The sequence below is a fragment of the Negativicoccus succinicivorans genome (genome assembly GCF_018373335.1).
GTDB lineage: Bacteria > Bacillota > Negativicutes > Veillonellales > Negativicoccaceae > Negativicoccus > Negativicoccus succinicivorans_A.
In genome coordinates, this window is the sequence record NZ_JAHAHH010000002.1 from 36,830 (window position 1) to 54,677 (window position 17,848).

Annotated in this window: 20 protein-coding genes, 1 tRNA gene and 1 pseudogene; 21 read left to right on the forward strand and 1 reads right to left on the reverse strand. The window is 45.1% G+C overall.

Annotation, left to right across the window (positions count from 1 at the left end; translation table 11 throughout):
- Positions 1 to 95 precede the first annotated feature (95 nt).
- From mtaB to KH813_RS00555, 19 genes are all read left to right on the forward strand, one after another.
- A complete protein-coding gene (mtaB, locus tag KH813_RS00465) occupies positions 96 to 1,406 on the forward strand; it encodes a tRNA (N(6)-L-threonylcarbamoyladenosine(37)-C(2))-methylthiotransferase MtaB (protein ID WP_303991853.1) in 1,311 nt (436 codons plus the stop codon).
- Between the two features lie 2 nt (positions 1,407 to 1,408).
- The gene (locus KH813_RS00470) at positions 1,409 to 1,762 is read left to right on the forward strand and encodes a histidine triad nucleotide-binding protein (RefSeq protein WP_303991856.1); all 354 of its coding nucleotides are present in this window, start codon (positions 1,409 to 1,411) and stop codon (positions 1,760 to 1,762) included.
- Between the two features lie 76 nt (positions 1,763 to 1,838).
- Positions 1,839 to 2,015, forward strand: coding sequence for a 30S ribosomal protein S21 (gene rpsU, locus KH813_RS00475; RefSeq protein ID WP_024048955.1), 177 nt, complete (start codon positions 1,839 to 1,841; stop codon positions 2,013 to 2,015).
- Positions 2,016 to 2,032: 17 nt separating this feature from the next.
- Complete coding sequence (locus KH813_RS00480) at positions 2,033 to 2,488, forward strand: GatB/YqeY domain-containing protein (RefSeq protein WP_303991859.1); 456 nt, start codon at positions 2,033 to 2,035, stop codon at positions 2,486 to 2,488.
- A 72-nt stretch (positions 2,489 to 2,560) separates the two neighbouring features.
- Positions 2,561 to 4,459, forward strand: a complete 1,899-nt coding sequence (locus KH813_RS00485) for a glutamine synthetase (protein ID WP_303991892.1) — start codon at positions 2,561 to 2,563, stop codon at positions 4,457 to 4,459.
- Positions 4,460 to 4,548: 89 nt separating this feature from the next.
- Positions 4,549 to 6,279, forward strand: coding sequence for an ABC transporter ATP-binding protein (locus KH813_RS00490; RefSeq protein WP_303991862.1), 1,731 nt, complete (start codon positions 4,549 to 4,551; stop codon positions 6,277 to 6,279).
- Positions 6,280 to 6,282: 3 nt separating this feature from the next.
- Complete coding sequence (locus KH813_RS00495) at positions 6,283 to 8,019, forward strand: ABC transporter ATP-binding protein (RefSeq protein ID WP_303991865.1); 1,737 nt, start codon at positions 6,283 to 6,285, stop codon at positions 8,017 to 8,019.
- Positions 8,016 to 8,843 carry an RNA methyltransferase gene (locus tag KH813_RS00500; RefSeq protein ID WP_303991867.1) on the forward strand — a complete coding sequence of 276 codons (828 nt, stop codon included), beginning with the start codon at positions 8,016 to 8,018 and terminating at the stop codon, positions 8,841 to 8,843. Before KH813_RS00495 ends, KH813_RS00500 begins: the two co-directional genes overlap by 4 nt.
- Complete coding sequence (gene larB / locus KH813_RS00505) at positions 8,800 to 9,558, forward strand: nickel pincer cofactor biosynthesis protein LarB (protein ID WP_303991870.1); 759 nt, start codon at positions 8,800 to 8,802, stop codon at positions 9,556 to 9,558. The genes KH813_RS00500 and larB overlap by 44 nt, the downstream gene beginning before the upstream one ends.
- Positions 9,555 to 9,989, forward strand: a complete 435-nt coding sequence (gene larC / locus KH813_RS00510) for a nickel insertion protein (protein ID WP_303991871.1) — start codon at positions 9,555 to 9,557, stop codon at positions 9,987 to 9,989. The genes larB and larC overlap by 4 nt, the downstream gene beginning before the upstream one ends.
- Positions 9,979 to 10,917 (forward strand): ribonuclease HIII, encoded by a 939-nt coding sequence (locus KH813_RS00515; RefSeq protein WP_303991872.1) that lies wholly within the window; start codon positions 9,979 to 9,981, stop codon positions 10,915 to 10,917. The genes larC and KH813_RS00515 overlap by 11 nt, the downstream gene beginning before the upstream one ends.
- Before the next feature lie 9 nt (positions 10,918 to 10,926).
- Positions 10,927 to 11,778, forward strand: coding sequence for a ChbG/HpnK family deacetylase (locus tag KH813_RS00520; RefSeq protein WP_303991873.1), 852 nt, complete (start codon positions 10,927 to 10,929; stop codon positions 11,776 to 11,778).
- Complete coding sequence (locus KH813_RS00525) at positions 11,775 to 12,797, forward strand: lysylphosphatidylglycerol synthase transmembrane domain-containing protein (RefSeq protein WP_303991875.1); 1,023 nt, start codon at positions 11,775 to 11,777, stop codon at positions 12,795 to 12,797. The genes KH813_RS00520 and KH813_RS00525 overlap by 4 nt, the downstream gene beginning before the upstream one ends.
- A 4-nt stretch (positions 12,798 to 12,801) precedes the next feature.
- The gene (locus KH813_RS00530; RefSeq protein ID WP_303991876.1) at positions 12,802 to 13,251 is read left to right on the forward strand and encodes an ACT domain-containing protein; all 450 of its coding nucleotides are present in this window, start codon (positions 12,802 to 12,804) and stop codon (positions 13,249 to 13,251) included.
- A 10-nt stretch (positions 13,252 to 13,261) separates the two neighbouring features.
- Positions 13,262 to 14,572 carry a homoserine dehydrogenase gene (locus KH813_RS00535; protein ID WP_303991878.1) on the forward strand — a complete coding sequence of 437 codons (1,311 nt, stop codon included), beginning with the start codon at positions 13,262 to 13,264 and terminating at the stop codon, positions 14,570 to 14,572.
- Positions 14,559 to 15,482 carry a homoserine kinase gene (gene thrB, locus KH813_RS00540; protein WP_303991879.1) on the forward strand — a complete coding sequence of 308 codons (924 nt, stop codon included), beginning with the start codon at positions 14,559 to 14,561 and terminating at the stop codon, positions 15,480 to 15,482. The genes KH813_RS00535 and thrB overlap by 14 nt, the downstream gene beginning before the upstream one ends.
- Before the next feature lie 18 nt (positions 15,483 to 15,500).
- Positions 15,501 to 15,577: transfer RNA gene (locus KH813_RS00545), tRNA-Pro, on the forward strand.
- A gap of 111 nt (positions 15,578 to 15,688) precedes the next feature.
- Entirely contained in the window at positions 15,689 to 16,093 is a 405-nt protein-coding gene (gene ndk, locus KH813_RS00550) for a nucleoside-diphosphate kinase (protein ID WP_303991881.1), read from the forward strand.
- Positions 16,094 to 16,100: 7 nt separating this feature from the next.
- A complete protein-coding gene (locus KH813_RS00555) occupies positions 16,101 to 16,613 on the forward strand; it encodes a cob(I)yrinic acid a,c-diamide adenosyltransferase (RefSeq protein ID WP_303991894.1) in 513 nt (170 codons plus the stop codon).
- Positions 16,614 to 16,646: 33 nt separating this feature from the next.
- Here the strand turns inward: KH813_RS00555 and KH813_RS00560 are convergent, their stop codons facing one another.
- The gene (locus tag KH813_RS00560) at positions 16,647 to 17,024 is read right to left on the reverse strand and encodes a hypothetical protein (protein ID WP_303991882.1); all 378 of its coding nucleotides are present in this window, start codon (positions 17,022 to 17,024) and stop codon (positions 16,647 to 16,649) included.
- Positions 17,025 to 17,098: 74 nt separating this feature from the next.
- Between KH813_RS00560 and cobU the strand changes: the two genes are divergently transcribed.
- Positions 17,099 to 17,674 carry a bifunctional adenosylcobinamide kinase/adenosylcobinamide-phosphate guanylyltransferase gene (gene cobU / locus KH813_RS00565; protein ID WP_303991883.1) on the forward strand — a complete coding sequence of 192 codons (576 nt, stop codon included), beginning with the start codon at positions 17,099 to 17,101 and terminating at the stop codon, positions 17,672 to 17,674.
- Positions 17,675 to 17,683: 9 nt separating this feature from the next.
- Positions 17,684 to 17,848 (forward strand): annotated as a pseudogene (locus KH813_RS00570) (cobyric acid synthase CobQ); the annotation flags it as partial.

Genomic DNA, 17,848 nt, shown 5'->3' on the forward strand with positions numbered 1-17,848 from the left:
AACGAGACGCGGCCGCGCCTCGTTTTTCTTGCATGACAAGTAAAAAAACATTACAATAAATCAGATTACTAAATTGCGACGGAGAGGAAATCAATTTGAAGACAGTTTCATTTTTAACCCTGGGGTGTAAAGTAAATCAGTATGATACCGATGCGATGCGCAGCCTTTTTTTGGCGCGCGGATATGAAGAGGTATCTGCGAAAGACAAAGCGGATATTTGTGTCATTAATACCTGTTCGGTAACGCATATCGGTGAACGCAAATCGCGTCAAATGATTCGTCGTGCCAAACGCTTGAATCCGCAGACAAAAATTATTGTGACAGGTTGCTATGCACAACTGGATCCGAAGACAATTCAACAAATTGACGGGGTTAATCTGATTATCGGTACGCAGGATCGAGCCAATGTGGTCGATTTGATTGAGGCGTACGGATCTTCCTCACAAGCGCATAATGCGGTGCATGATATTTTTGAAACGAGTCAATTCGAAGAATTGCATTGGGCGCATCCGGCTTCCAATCGTGCCCGTTCATACTTAAAAATTCAAGAAGGTTGCAACAATTATTGCGCCTTTTGCATTATTCCTTATACTCGCGGTAAATTGAAGTCCAGACGAGTAGAAGATATTTATCATGAAGCTCGAAAATTAGATGAGCAAGGATTTAAAGAAGTCGTTTTAACCGGTATTCATTTGGGAAATTACGGTGTGGATCTGGGACGACAAGTGGACTTGGCTGACGTTGTCAAGATGCTGCTCGAGCGCACACATATTTCAAGAATTCGGTTCGGCTCCATTGAATCGGTCGAGATTTCTGAAGAATTAGTGAATCTGATTGCTACGAATGAACGCGTATGTCCACACCTGCACTTGCCTTTACAATCGGGATCGGAAGAAATTTTGCGGAAAATGCGCCGGCATTATCATTTGCAAGAATATGTAGATCTTATTTCATCATTACGTGCAAGAATTCCTGATTTGGCAGTTACTACTGACTTGATCGTAGGCTTTCCCGGCGAAACGGAAGAACTTTTTACGGAAACGATTGCAACATTGAAAAAATTGCGTTTTGCAGGCGTACATGTCTTTCCTTATTCCAAGCGCAACGGCACTGCAGCAGCGACATTTCCGGATCAAGTTCCTGAATCAGTCAAAAAGGAGCGAGTGCATGCCGCAGAAAAAGTGGCAGAGCAAACGGCTACCGATTACCGGCGCTCTTTTATCGGGAAAACTACGAATGTTTTATTGGAACAACAAACGGAAGATGGTGAATGGAAAGGATTTACACCTCATTATTGCCAGCTAAAAATCAAAGGCGAGGGGCTGAAAGCAGGTATGATTTGTTCGACACGAGTCGTCTCTGACGACGGAGCTGTGTTGATCGGAGAAAGAATCGAGGAGGGGTAACCATGAAAGACTGTATTTTTTGTCAAATTGCAAACGGTACGATTCCCAGTTCGAAAGTTTTTGAAAATGATGATTTTGTGGCTTTCAATGACCTTGCGCCAACGGCGCCGGTACATGTTTTGGTGGTACCTAAACAACATGTTCAAAGCATCAATCAAATTACGGATGCCGAAGCAGAAGGCCAATTCGCACATTTTTTCAGTACCGTACAAACGGTGGCAAGCCAACTCGGCCTTACCGAAAACGGCTATCGCGTCGTCATCAATACAGGTGCTGACGGTGGTCAGACGGTACCCCATTTTCATGCGCATATAATCGGTGGCAAAGCGTTAGGTTGGCCTCCGTTTGCAGATTGACAAATGCAGCGTCGGGGCTTATAATTTTAATTAGTGCAATTGCACCCCATAAGACTATTTGGAGGGAGGGATATCAATGTCTGAAATCAGAGTAAAAAAGGGCGAGTCTTTCGATAGTGCTCTTCGCAGATTTAAACGTTCCTGCCAAAAAGCCGGGGTTCTTTCTGAAGTGAGAAAACGCGAACATTATGAAAAACCGAGTGTTCGTCGTAAAAAGAAATCGGAAGCGGCCAGAAAACGTAAATTTAAATAATGAGAAGGTGAAAGCTGATGACCATTCAAGAAACTCTGCAGCATGACATGAAAGAGGCCATGAAGGCCAAAGAAGATGGCAAGCTTGCACTTTCGGTCATTCGCATGGCACGCGCCGCAATTAAAAATGCTGAGATTGACAGCTCTGAGCCTTTAGCAGAAGAAGATGTCATCGGTATTTTAGCGAAAGAAATGAAACTCCGGAAAGACTCTTTGGCGGAGTTTGAAAAGTCGGATCGCCGTGATCTGATCACGCAAACTAAAGCAGAGATTGAAGTATTGAGTCGCTATTTGCCGCAGCCTGTCAGTGTAGAAGAAGTGAGTAATATTGTTGCCGAAACTGCTTCTCGATTAGCGCCTGAAGAACGTAATATGGGAGCTTTGATGAAAGCAGTTATGCCTCGACTGAAAGGTCGGGCAGAGGGCAAAGTCGTCAACCAGGCTGTACGTGAATGGTTGGCCGGCAATAAATAGAATATTCGGTCAATGGGGACCTCAACTCGATATCGTGTTGAGGTCTTTTTATTGAGGAGGAAGCAAATGAACATGTTACGCGATGAAGAACTGCTTTATGTCATTCCCGCAGGTAAATACGGTAAAGAAGGCGTATTGTCGCTATTAGCACAGTATCCCGAGATTCAATACGTTTCCATTGTCGGGATTGATATGGCCGGCAACGATACCGATGAACGTATTCCAATTGAATTGTTTTTTAAAAATTATAATGACTTTTTCTCCGGCGATGCAGTACAAACCGATGGCTCATCGGTGGTTCTCCCCACGATTGCTACACTGAATAATGCTCGAATCGATATGATCGCCGACCCGGATGTAAATTGGGTGGTCGATTACAATTACGATCATCTGGATCCGCAAACGGGAAAGCCGATCGGGACACTCCGAATCCCGGCCTTTTTAATTCATAATGAAGAAATGGTGGATGCCCGTTCGATTTTGAAACGAAGTATTGCGTATGTTGAAGAAGAAATTTTGAATTTACTTTCGACGCATGCGGTTCCGGGGATGGAACATATTAATGTTAAAGAGATTGACGAGCTTTTGTTTACAACGGCGACCGAACTCGAATTTTGGGTCAAAACGCCGAGTCAGCCGATCGACAGCCGTGCATTATCGGTTTCGCAACGAATGAAAGAACAATACTGGCAACGAACCCACGGAGCGGTTCGCACCGCGATGGAAGAATCCATTGAGCTGTTGAAAAAATTAGGCTTACAGCCTGAAATGGGTCATAAAGAAGTGGGTGGTGTAAAACCGCGCATTGATGACAACGGGCGTCTTATAAACATTCTAGAGCAATTGGAAATTGACTGGAAATTCTCGTCCAGTCCGCTGCAGACTGCGGATAACGAATTGGAAGCGCGTATTATTATTCGCGAAACATTTCGTAAACACGGTTTGGAAGTCACTTTTAAAGCGAAACCGATTCACGGTGTCGCCGGTAGCGGTAAACATACGCATATCGGTCTGTCTGCGAAAATGAAATCGGGTAAGGTGGTCAACCTGTTTGCGCCGAAAGATATGAATGAAGACTTTGTTAGCGTACTCGGTTACGGTGCGATCATGGGAATTTTGAAAAACTACGAAGCAATGAATCCGTTTATCAGCTCCACAACGGATGCGTTAAATCGGTTACAGCCGGGATTTGAAGCGCCGGTTTGTATTGTTACATCCCTTGGTCAGGCACCGGCGATTCCGTCGCGAAATCGTACTATTTTGATTGGTTTGATTCGTGATCTTAAAAATCCGCTGGCTACTCGCTTTGAGTTGCGTGCACCGAATCCGTACACGAATACATATACTTGCATTGCCCTGTGCTACCTTGCCGCACTGGACGGCATTAAATATGCGGTGACGAGCGGTAAAACAACGGAGGAGTTGTTGGCAGAATTGTCGAAAGCCCCGGGAGATAACGCCGATTATTTGGAAAAAGATCGGGCGTATCGCAGTGAAGAAGATGTCTTTGAAATGTTCACCGAAGAGGAACGTCAGCATCATTTCTCGCGTCCGCCGGCAACCGTTTGGGAAAATATCAAAATGTTGCGCGAGAATCCTGGTAAGCAGGAGGCTTTAGCGGCAGGAGATGCGTTCTCGAAGCGACTGATGGAATCGTTTTTGACAGGGGTCGTCAACCGTTGGAAACTGGAATTGCACAATCGAATTATTAATGAAGCAATGCACCGTTTGTGCTCATATAGAGAATTACCGGCGGATAACGAGTTAGATCGTAAGCGTTGGGAAGAAATTGTTTCCCGTCGTAATGAACTTGCGAAAGACGATATTGGAAAAAAGAGTATTTTTACACAAATTCGCTCGTTGCTGGTGGAGGGCGATTATGATCAGGCCTCTGCAATGCAGATTGAAATGGATAAAAAGTTGCAGGAGCTGGATGATCTTTACCATACTTATAAAGAAAATATTTTTTAGCATTAAAAAGAAGCCGAGACAGCGTCTCGGCTTCTTTTTAATAGATGCATAAGGAATATGTTACAATAACTGTACGTAAGGAGTGAATAATGAATTATCGACAATTTTTCAAACGGTTTTTATGGCCGCATTTTCCGGTCTACTTTTTGGGTATTCTACTTTTAATTGCAGTAGATGCATTGCAATTATGGGTGCCCAAATTACTGGGGGCCGCGATAGATGATATCAGTTTAGGGAAGACACATCTTGCCAGCTATGTGGGCAATATTTTGCTGTTGGGGCTGGCAATTTTAGTGTGCAAATTTGGCTACCGCCTTTGTATTCTCGGTCAAATGCGCAAAAGTGAATATTTGATGCGAGATGCAATTGTCAAAAAATCCATCCGATTACCGGTGCAATTTTACGAAAAACATGGTCCCGGCAAAATCATGGCTTTACTTATCAATGACGTAACGTCGATCCGAATTGCATTCGGTTTAGGGATGCTGCTTTTGGTTGATGCGATCTTTCTAAACGGTTTGGCGCTTTGGATGATGGCAAGTCAAATTACATTAGAGTTGGCGGCGCGTGTTTTATTGCCGATGCCGTTGATTTTGCTGGCTGCAGTTTTGCTCGGACGTGTGGTACGTAAACGGTTTCGTCATGTGCAGGACCTATTCAGTAATCTGACCGAATATACGCAAGAACTGTTTCTCGGCTTGCCTATCATTAAAAGTCTTGTCGAAGAAGCATCCGTGGCACGATATTTTGCAACATTAAATGAAGAAAATATGCAGGGCAACTTATCACTTGCCCGCGTGCAAGCGATATTTATACCGATGATGCGTATTTTACCGATGATTTGCTATGCAGTTTCACTTTTTATTTGTGGCAGACTGGTTATCAACGATGAAATTTCCGTCGGTGATTTTGTAGCTATTAACGGGTATATCGGTATGTTGATTATGGCCACGATGGGAGTCGGTGGCTTGATTGCAGTTATGAATCGGGCTTTGGGCTCATATGATCGTTTGCGCGAGTATTTTGAATGGCCGGAAGAACAGGCAACGGATGACTGCACGGGCCATCGAGACAGTGTGCCTGCACAAGCAAAGGTTCGCGCAGAACATCTTACCTTTACCTATCCCGAAGCGGACATACCGGCGCTTTGCGATGTGAATCTAACTATTCCCGAAGGGGCATTTGTTGGGCTCGTTGGCGCACCGGGCAGCGGCAAGACTACATTTTTCAAATTGTTGCTTCGCTTGTACAATCCGCCGGCAGGTACGTTGTTTATTAATGACAAAGATGTGCGTTCGTACTGTTTAGAAGACTTGCGCGCGCTGAGCGGGTTTGTTCCGCAGGAGCAAATTCTTTTTTCAAAAACAGTGGCTGACAATATCACTTTTCCCGCACCCGCGCAGGAGCAGGATATGGATTATGTCCAACAGTTAATGGATGATACGGCGATTTCACTTTCTTTGCAGGATCGTTTACAGGGGCCAAGCAGCAAATTGCAGGAGGCAGGTACGGATCTCTCCGGAGGACAACGACAGCGTATCGGAATTGCTCGTGCTTTATATAAACGGGCCCCCTTGTTGCTTTTGGATGATGTTTTTTCGGCACTCGATTTTCAAACGGCTGCGATGATTGAGGAAAGTATTTTAAAACTGCGTCGAAAATATACGATCCTTTTTATTTCCCAGCGCATTGATGCCTTGCGTGATGCTGATATTATCTTCGTTTTTAAAGATGGACACATCGTTGAACAGGGCACTCATGAGGAACTGTGGAATCGGCACGGCGAGTATTACGTTTTATATCATCAGCAGGAGGCATAAGCGATGGCGAATAAACAACGAAAAAATCGCCGAGATTTGAAGCAACTCCGGCTCTTGTTTAATTATGCAAAACCGTATTATGGTTGGTGGGTATTGACCGGAATACTGGTAGCGGTGACAGTGGGACTCGATCTGTTGCGTCCGTACTTATTAAAATACGCGATTAGCGATATATTTCCCGTGAAAGATCTTAATGCTTTATACAGGGTCGGTTGGTTGTATTTGACAACAGTATTTCTAAGCGTCGGACTTTTATATGCGTTGAATTTTTCTTTGCAATATGTGGGGCAAAATATTATTTATCGTATTCGTCAAAACGTTTTCGAACGCATTTTAGTGCAGTCGGAAAGTTCGCTGAAACGCTACAAAACCGGTAATTTAGTCACCAAGGTAACGAATGACACAGATGCGATTCGCGCTCTTTTTATTGAGGTTTTAATTCCTTTTTGCGGTGACTTTTTAATGATGGTCGGCATCATTGTAATTTTGCTGCAAATGCATATGCGCCTCGCCTTGGCATCTTTGACAGTAATGATTTTACTGGGAATTGCGGTATATATTTTCCGCCAATACAGCCGTCGCGCGTATCGCAAAGTGCGTTCCTGTATTTCAGTTTCCAACAGTTTTATTCAGGAAGCGATGAGCGGTGTCATGATTGTCAAATCATACAATGCGGAAAAAGCAGTCATTAAAGAGTATGATACGATTAATCAGGCCTATGTCACGGCAGGAATTCAGGAGGTCCGTACATTTTCCGTCTTTCGACCGTTTGTCGATTTTACTTATTTTATTTGTGTAGTGCTGATTTTAGGTTATACCAATTTTGCCGTCGATATTACGGATGCGGCACTCGTGTTTGTTTTCATTCAGTATATTGAGAAGTTTTTTGCTCCGGTTCGCGGTATGGCAGAACGCTACAATACCTTGCAGTCTGCTTTGGCAGGCGTCGATCGCGTGGGCGAACTTTGGGAGCAAACGAGCGTGACGGAAATTGACGATCGCCCGGATTTTGAAGAGCCGTTCAGGTCTTTGGAGTTTGAGAATGTCTGGTTCCATTATGGTGACGAGGAAAAATGGGTGCTGAAAGATGTTTCCTTCTATGTCGATAATGGAGAGTTGGTGGGTATTGCCGGCACTTCAGGGGCAGGTAAAACGACAGTGATGTCGCTTGCATTGCGTATGTATATTCCGCAACGGGGACGTATTCTTTTAAACGGCAAACCGATTGAAGATTATTCAATCACCTCCACACGTACACTCTTGGGTTACGTTTTTCAAAATCAGCATTTGTTTAAAGGCACGGTGGCGGACAATATCAGTTTACATAACCCGACGTTAACACCGGAACGGATTATTCATGCTTTGCAAAAAGTAAATCTTTGGGACGAAATTCAACAATTACCGCAAGGTATTTATACCCAGGCGGGATATCTGGGGAGCTTTTTTTCGGCGGGAGAGCGACAGTTGTTATCGTTAGCTCGTGTGATGGCGCGACGGTATCCGGTGCTGGTTTTGGATGAAGCAACTGCGAATATGGATAGCGCTACGGAAGAAAGAATTCAAAAATCCCTAGCCGGTATTCGCGGTGAACGTACGATTCTTTTGATTGCACACCGCTTGTCGACGATTCGGAATGCGGACCGTATTTATGTATTTCGGGAAGGTCGGATTATTCAGACCGGCACCTATCAGGAATTGGCCAATACATCAGGATACTTTCGGGAGTTGTTGGAATCGTGAAAAAAGAAATTTCCAGCTTACAAAATCCGCATTGGAAACGGGTATGTGCGCTATCACAACGTAAATATCGTGAGCAGTACGGCGCTTTTCTGGTGGAAGGTGCACGTGCTGTGGAGGTCATATTGCAATCGGCCGATTTGCAATATGAGATCTGGGCTACCGAGACGGGTCTGCAGATGAGTGGGCTTACCATAGCGGAAAAGACGCCTCTTTTTATAGTGTCTTCGAAGATGTTCAAAGTACTCGCGCAAACGGAATCCAGTCAGGAAATTGCAGCAGTTGTAAAAATAGCAAGCTTACCGAAGGAAACAGACACAAAATCAGGTCCCATTGCAGTATTGTGCGGTGTGCAGGATCCCGGAAATGCGGGGACAATAGTCCGCCTTGCGGCAGCGGCGGAGTGTGCTGCCGTTTGGACAACGAAAGGCACTGTCGATTTATTTAACGATAAAGTCGTGCGCAGTTCCATGGGGACTATTTTACAAATTCCTGTGGTGCAGCAGATTGTTCCGAAAGATTTATATGATGCGGCCCGCAAACGGCAGATGCCGCTTTGGGCTACCACACTTGGTGAAAGTGTATCGTATGAAACGATGCCTTCACAGCGTAATGTTTTTTGGCTTTTCGGTAACGAAGGTAAAGGCATTCCTGAAGAAATTTTACAGCAGGCCGATGCGCGTTTCCACATTCCGATATCGCCTACTGTAGAATCACTTAATGTAGCCATGGCGGCAGCGATTATTTTATTTCATCATCGCTTGGTGAGGAAAGGGACAGGCTATGACGGAACCTCTCGGAAATTGGCTAAAAGCATGGAAAAATAATGCCCTTGATCTGACTGAATTGGAAAAAAATATTCGGGAGTATTATGGTTTTACGGATATTAATCGCCTTTGCTGGGATGACAATCGCGTTCAGCGACAGGGCTTTCCCGAGGTGGTATTGGCCAGCGGAAAAACGCAAGAACAGCTTACAGAGTTACTTTCATATGCAATAAATCAAAGCAAGCCCTTGCTTTTGACTCGATTGAGTAAGGAAATGGGCGAATATTTACATACACTCGCACCGCAAGCCAAATGGGACGAGATTGGACGTGTATTTGCGTACGGCCACTGCTCCCATCAAACTATACGTTCTTTTGTGGCGGTAGTAACCGCCGGTGCCGCTGATGAAAGTGTAGCTCGTGAAGCGGTGGCAACACTTGAGTTTTTAGGCATTCCCGCGAAAGCATATTACGACCGCGGTGTGGCGGGCATACATCGCTTGCTGGCAGTTTGTAAAGAACTGAAGGATGCGCAAGTGTGCATTGCGATTGCCGGTATGGAGGGCGCGCTCCCTACGGTGATAAGCGGACTAATTTCGGCTCCGGTGATTGGCGTGCCGACTTCGGCAGGATATGGCGTTGCGCAAAACGGCATGACGGCTCTTTTCGGGATGCTTACCAGCTGTGCAGATAAAGTCGCAGTGGTGAATATTGATAACGGTTATGGTGCTGCCCGAGTGGCTGCAGCAATTTGCCGAGAAAAGGATCCGTTATGAAACAATTGGAGACTAATCTGGATGACATGACGCCGGAAACGCTTGCCTATGTGCAGGAACGACTTTTGGCGGCAGGTGCGTTGGACGTTTGGTATATCCCGATTGTTATGAAAAAAAGTCGTCCGGCAGTTACCTTGTGTGTGCTTTGTGATGAAAAACAATCGCAAGCGCTGGTTGACTTCATCTTGCAGGAAACAACCAGTTGGGGAGTACGCGAATTTACGTGTGAGCGAACGGTTTTACCGATGCAAGAAACAGAGATTTTCTTGTACGGTGAATCGGTGCGCGTGAAGTACGCTCGCGTGGGAAACGAGTATAAATGTAAGCCGGAGTATGAAGATTGTGCCCGTATTGCACGAGCGCAAAACATACCATTACGACAAGTGCAAGCGGAAGCGAAAATGAAAGGGGAAGATAGGCTTGCCAAATGAGTCGCCGGATGCTCTGCGTCAGAAATTGGCTCAGCGTCTGAAGCAATATGATATAATAATAACTAATACAAAAACGATCCCGTACGGTATCCAGTGGAAAGTTGTGCGCGCTGAAAAGACGGCAATTTTAAACACTTATCACGGTAAGAAAGGCTTCCGACTGGTGATCCAAACCAAGGATCCTGAATGGAAAGAAGAACTGGAAGCCCTGGCAACCAATCTTAATTCGTCTGGCGCGGAAGCGAAGAAAACCAAAGCGTCAACGGAAGATAGAAAAGTAATTGACACGCATGTGATCGGTTGTGATGAATCCGGTAAGGGGGATGTACTGGGACCGCTTGTTGTCGCAGCCGTGTATCTTACCAAGGATCAGGCTCGAGAAGTAGTATCATGGGGCGTTCGTGACAGTAAAGAACTGACCGATCTCCAAATTACGAAATTAGCGCAACGTTTTCTGGATCAATATGAGGATCAAGCTGAAATCACAATACTTGTTCCGCAATTATATAATGAAAAATATGCCGCTTATCAAAAAAACGGCAAAAATTTGAATGATCTTTTGACCGATTTGCATTTTTCTAATGTCGAAAAACTGTTACAGCGTTTTCCTGCCGAGCAAATTATTTTGGATCGTTTCGCTCGCGAAGAACTAATGCAAAAAAAATGGGCGACGGCGCAAATTACCGTGCCTCTTTTACAGACACCGCGTGGCGAACGATATCCGGCCGTGGCAATGGCATCTATCTTAGCCCGTGCTGCATTTGTAAATACGCTGGCATCGTTAGGAGAAAAGTATCATACGCAACTTCCCAAAGGAGCATCGTTTATGGTGCGCCAGTTCTTGGCAAGTTTTGCACAAAAACATGCACAAAAAGACTTACAAATGATCGGCAAATGGCACTTCTCAACGTTTGATCGTTATCGATAAGGAGCCAATATGAAATTTTTAATTGTGAACGCGGATGATTTTGGTTTACATCCGTCTGTAAATGAAGCGATAGCGCGCGGTTTTCAAAACGGAATTATTACCAGTACTACCCTATTGGCGGGTGGCGCCGCTTTTGAAGACGCAATCGCCGTAGCAGAAACATTACCGCGACTCGGAGTGGGCATTCATACTGCGTTAGTCGGTGGGATAGACCCGGTGGCGGATCCGGCGGAAGTAAAAAGTTTGCTTGATAAAAACGGCAAATTGTTGCCTGATTACGGTGAATTTGTTCGCCGTGATTTGGCTGGCGAGATTGATTATAGCGACGTATACAGGGAACTTTCGGCCCAATTTGCTAAGATTTCCGAGACAGGCTTAACGATTACGCATGTTGACGGACATCAACACTTACATGTTTGGCCGCGTGTTTTACCGATTGTGTTGACCTTATGTGAGAAATATCATATTCGTGCGATGCGCATTCCGGCCGAAAATATTCGCTACGGTAAACATCTTGCGGATTGGCGTCGTTTGTTTGGAAAAACGGGTCTTACCGTGTTAGCAAATCGGGCACGACGTAAAATCCGTGCTACCGGGATGGTGACGACGGATCATTTTTGGGGGATGATGGACGGCGGTCATTTGACGGAACGAAAATTGTTACAACTTTTACCGCAATTGCAAGGCGGCTTCCACGAACTGATGTGCCATCCGGGGAGCAGCAACATTCGGTTGGGGGCTCAATATGGCTGGGAATATAATTGGGAAAAAGAGTACCAGGCGTTAACTTCGCCAGATGTTTATGAATTATTGATGCATGAAGGCATTCACAGAATCAATTTTGGAGTGATCGGCGCATGAATCATACCGTCCGTAACGGTATTTTATTGTTTGCACTGATTGCAATTGTGACCTTTTGCACGGTGTACTTTACTATCGACTTTACTACCTGGCACGCACTTACGTATTTTTCCTTTTCCAATATTTTACTGGCGCTTGGAATTTGGAGTGTCGGTATGTATTTCGACGGTCTGCGTTTGCAACGTCTTGTGGCAATGAACGGTTATAAAGTGCGTCTGATCGGCATTATGCAGGTGATTTTCGGTAACTACTTTATGGGATTGCTGACCCCCGGCGCTGCCGGTGGTGCCATTGCACAAGTACTGATTTTGCGAAGTATCGGCGTACCGGTGGCTAAAAGCAGTATGATCGTTATCATTCGCACCATTTTTTCGATTTTGTTTTTGGTGTTTGCGTTACCGTTTGTCTTTTTCTTTGATCATTTGGATATTCCGTATATAGGAAACAGCACTTTATTTTATATTGCGATAGCTTTTTTATTGGCTTGTTTGTTTGGGTTTTGGTTATTTTCCGGATCTTCTGGCAAAAAATGGACATTTGTTATGCTGCACACTTGCGGTTTTTCCAAGCAACGTATTCGGAAACTTTTGCGTTTTCTGGATGATTTAACCGTTACTTTACAGATTATGAAAGATAGTCCATGGGATACGTTCCTTGTCTTTCTTTACTCTGGACTTAGCTTGTGTTGTATTTACGGAATCTTACCGGCTTTGCTTTGGAATAGTAACACCGCAGTCAGCAACTTATTCTTGTTGGGGCGCATGATCGTCTTGAATTTTATGCTTTACTTTGCGCCGACACCGGGAGGTACCGGTATTGCGGAAGGATTTTTTGTACTTTTGTTTAAAGGATATGTGCCTCGGGGTACGGTAGGTTTACTTGCCGTCATGTGGCGTTTTATAGCGGAGTATATCCCATTCTTTTTAGGCATGTATTTTATGTTAACTCTGTTCGGGAAAAAATATTTATTGGGGAAGACTCAAGATCCGGGACACTTACCCCAGCGGTTGGAGGAGTAACGCAGTGGATAACTCAAAAGATACCCAGTTTTATTTGGTCGATGAACGTATATTGCCCGAAGCAATCAAAAAAACGATTCAAGTAAAAAACCTTCTCAGCAACGGCGAAGCGAAAACGATTCATCAAGCTGTGCAAATGGCGGATTTAAGTCGCAGTGCGTACTATAAGTATAAAGATCGCGTGGAACCGTTTTATGAGGCGATTCAAGGAAAGGTGTTTAGCGTTTCCATCATGATTTCGCATGAGGCTGGAGTCTTGTCTCGCGTATTACAATTGATCGCACGGGAAAACGGAAGCATTATCACCATTAATCAAGGAATTCCATTGCAGGATATCGCCAATGTAACGATGTCATTTGAAACTCGACATATGAAGATAAGCGTCGAGGATATTATCAAACGCATCGGCCGGATTAAGGGCGTTAAGGAAATAACTTTAATTGGACATGAATAAGGAGGCAGCGATGGAATCAATATATATTGGTCTGTTGGGACTGGGGACGGTTGGATCCGGCGTTTTAAACACCTTAGAAAAAAATCGTGCGATTATCGAAGAAGATTTGGGTAGCCCGATTCGAATTAAACGCGTTCTTGTCAAAGACGTTGATGGATACGGTCATTTGAATATCCCCTCTGATCTGACTATTACGGATGATATCAATGACATTTTGGATGATCCGGATATTTCGATTATGGTTGAAGTTATGGGCGGCATTCATCCGGCCAAAGAATTTATTTTGGAAGCTCTTCGGCGGGGTAAAAGCGTAGTTAGCGCCAATAAAGATCTGGTTTCGATGCACGGTCCTGAAATTGTCTCTGCGGCCGTTGAAAATGCTGCCGATTTTATGTGCGAAGCCAGTGTCGGCGGCGGTATTCCGATTTTATTACCCTTGCAAAAATCGCTGAAGGCAAATCAAATTGCAGAAATTGTCGGAATCATTAACGGAACTACGAATTATATCCTTACGGAAATGACCGAAAAAAACATGTCGTATCAGGATGCATTAGAGAATGCGCAAAAGCTGGGATTTGCTGAAGCGGATCCGACTGCAGATGTCGGCGGTTTTGATGCCGCCCGCAAAATTGCTATTTTAAGCTCCATCGGTTTCCGAGCCAATGTGACCAGCGACGACGTTTCTGTTGAGGGAATTGAAGCAATTGACAGTAAAGATATTCAGTTTGCCAAAGAATTCGGTTATGTCATCAAATTATTGGCTGTAGCCCGACAACAATCAGAGGGAGTTGCGGCAGCGGTATATCCTGCATTTGTACCACAAGATCATCCGCTGGCCGCGGTACGTGGTGCGTATAATGCTGTCTACATTGTAGGTAATGCGGTTGATGATATCATGTTTTACGGTAAAGGCGCCGGTTCATACCCGACGGCCAGTGCCGTATTGGGCGATGTGCTGGAAATTGCGGATCACTTGCACCATCATACAACTGGGAAAAATGCGTGGCTGAAAGAGAATAATCCGGCACATTTTATGGATCCCAACTTTTTGCGGTCGTCGTACTATTTTCGTCTTATTGTTGACAATGCACCCGGCGTTCTGTCGGAGATTTCACAATGCTTTGCACAAGACGGCGTGAGCATAAAAACAATGTGGCAACGAGGAAATTTGGAAGAGACGGCGGAAATTGTAATGGTTGTTTACCCGGCAGGAGATACGGCGGTTCAAAACGTGAGGGCAAGGTTGCAAAATTTGAACTGCGTACGTGAAATCGCCAATGTTTTACGAGTGCTTGAGGAAAGCGGCAATGGCGACCGTTAAGATTCGTGTACCGGCGACGACGGCAAATCTCGGGTGTGGTTTCGATGTCTTCGGAATGGCGTTGGACTTATATAATGAAGTCACCTTTATTCCTGGCAGGGGGGCTCTTACCGGTGAAATACATGGGGAAGGAGCGGATACGCTCGTATTTAACGAGCAGAACCTTTTCTATAAGAGCATGAAGTTTTTCGCTACCCATTACGGAGTTGATTTACCCCACGGACATCTGGTTATGGAACATCGTATTCCCATGGCAAGAGGCTTGGGGAGTTCTTCGGCGGCGGTAGTAGGCGGAGTGTTTTTAGCCAATCAAATTACCGGCCTGCAGCGTTCGAAAGAAGAACTTTTGCCTCTGGTGGTGGCATTGGAAGGCCATCCTGATAATGTTACGCCTTGTCTCTTGGGCGGCTTTTGTTCAGCACATCATATTGATGATGATTGGCAGATTTCCCAATTCTCTGTGCCGTCCGACTGGCGTTTTGTAGTCGTATCGCCCCGCTCGGAAGTATCGACGCAAAAGGCGCGGGCGATTATGCCACAGACGGTTTCGTTGCAAGATGCGATTCAAACCATTTCCGGAGCGGCCGCGTTGATCGGTGCATTAGTGAACCGACGCCCTCAACTTTTACAAACGGCATTTGCCGATCGTTTGCACGTGCCGTACCGCCTGACGCTCATTCCGCATGGCAAAGAAGTACTGAAAGCCGCTTTGCAGGCAGGCGCATACGCATCGACTATCAGCGGCTCAGGCAGCACCTTATTGGCAGTTAGTGATGAGAATCATGCCACTGCTGTGGGGAAAGCCATGAAAATGAAATTTGGTGAAGAGGAAGCGGCGCAAGTGCATATTGTCACGGTTTGTGCCGACGGTGTAGCGCTGATTCCCCTTGACAAAGAGACGCAAAATTAATATTCTATAATGAGATGTCGGGACGTAGCTCAGTTTGGTAGAGCGCTACCTTGGGGTGGTAGAGGTCGCATGTTCAAATCATGTCGTTCCGACCACCTTAACTGGTCCCCTCCTTGTCAGAGGTACCGTGTCAAGGATACATCAGCCAAAGAGGACGGGCTAAGGTCTCTTTGGCTTTTATTTTTAACAAAAGGAGAGCGATGTAAATGGAAAAAACATTAGTATTAGTTAAGCCGGACGGAGTTCAGAAAAAAATCTGCGGCGAAGTTATCTCGCGTTTTGAACGCAAAGGGCTTTCGATCGATGCCATTCGCATGGAACAGATCTCGTCGGAATTAGCGAAGAAGCATTACGCTGTACACGAGGGCAAACCGTTTTTTGACGGTTTGATTCAATTCATTACGTCGGGGCCGTTGCTGGCAATGGTAATCAGCGGTGAAAATGCCATTGCAGCCGTTCGTCAAATCAATGGTGCAACGAATCCGATTGAAGCGGTACCGGGCTCGATTCGTGGCGATTTTGCGACATCGATTGATGAAAACATTGTGCATGCATCGGACGCTCCGGAAACGGCAGCACAGGAAATCGCACTCTGGTTCCCGGAACTGTAAGGAGGCTATTATGTCTAAGGTATACACAAAAACGGGTGATAAAGGGACGACGGCGTTATATACAGGACAACGCCTTCCCAAATACAGCACTCGTGTCGAAACGTACGGGATTATCGATGAAGCACAGGCTGTTTTAGGCATGGCTCGCGCAGCGGCCCACCTACAAGAAGTCAAAGATGATATTTACGCACTGCAAAAAGATCTGTGGATACTGATGGCAGATACGGCCAGCCTTGGTAAAGATCCGGACATTACTGATGAACGGGTCGAAGAATTAGAACAAATGATTGATAAGTACGATGCACGTCTGGAGCCGCTTACTAAATTTTTAGTTCCCGGTGAAACCGCGGCTGAAGCATTTCTAAATGTTGCCAGAACAGTAGTGCGTCGTGCGGAGCGCTCTTACTGGAAATTGCATGCAGAAGAAGGCGAAGAGGTTAACGAAGTCGATATTCGCTATTTAAATCGTCTTTCCGATGTATGCTATATTTTAGGACGTGCAGAGTCAGAATTGAAATAAAAAAACAACTCCCACAGGGAGTTGTTTTTTATTTTATTTGTCATTTGCCGGTTTACCGTTTTCCTGTTCTTCCTGTTCTTTAAGTAAAGTTTCGGCCGGACTCGGATAGAAGAACAGGCAGTGTGTCGGTTGAAACTCTTCACTTGCCGATTTTTCCATAATGAGACGCGTAATTTGTTCTTCAAACGCTATAATATCTTGCGGTTTTATCACAGTATCTTCTACCAATACTGTGATATAATCTTTGACTTCCGGAGCGTTTTCGGGAACTTCTGCACGATCCAAAGGGATGCCCAGAATGATTCGGATAGTTGCGGCATACGCATCGCTCGCATCAAAAATAGTAGCGCGATACGTATGTTGCCATAGCGTGCGCATTAAATCTACGCGGTAAGTCTTGTTGTCTGCCATTTATTTCACCTCATTGATTTATTTCTATTATTATAGCTGATTTTACTTAAGATCGCCATTAAGGAGGAAGAGGAGTGGGATCCATTACGATGATATTAGGCGGTGCCCGTAGCGGTAAAAGTGCTTATGCCGAAATGATTTTAGAGCAACATTCGGCGGTGAGCAAGGGCTACATAGCAACCGCCCGCGTTTGGGATGAAGAAATGGCGTTGCGGGTACGTTGGCACCAGGAACGTCGACCCGATGCGTGGCAAACGTTTATGTATGATCCGCCTGAGTCGAAATCTTTGAAAGAGATCATAGAAGTTTGCGAGGTCTATCTGTTTGACTGTGTTACAATGTATGTAAATAATTTATTAATGGACCGTTTAACGGAAGAGGAGCTGATTCCGGGAAACAGCATCTCAAAAGAACGCCTACAGATCGTTACGGAAGCAGTTGAAATGGAGATTCAAAAACTTATCGACACGATTGTTTCCAGTGACAAGGACTTTATTTTTGTTTCCGATGAATTAGGCCTGGGAATCGTGCCGGATAATCCGTTAAGTCGAATCTATCGCGATTTAGTCGGTTTGGCCAATCAGCGCTTGGCTGCGCAAGCACAACGGGTTGAATTTGTGCTTTGCGGGATTCCGAAACGGATCAAATAAGGAGGACGCATGGCAAAAACAATTATGTTTCAAGGTACCAGTTCGCATGTGGGCAAAAGCATTTTAACGACAGCGTTGTGCCGTATTTTGTTGCAGGACGGATATCGTGTGACACCATTTAAAGCACAGAATATGGCCTTAAATTCTTACGTCACGAAAGCCGGTGATGAGATC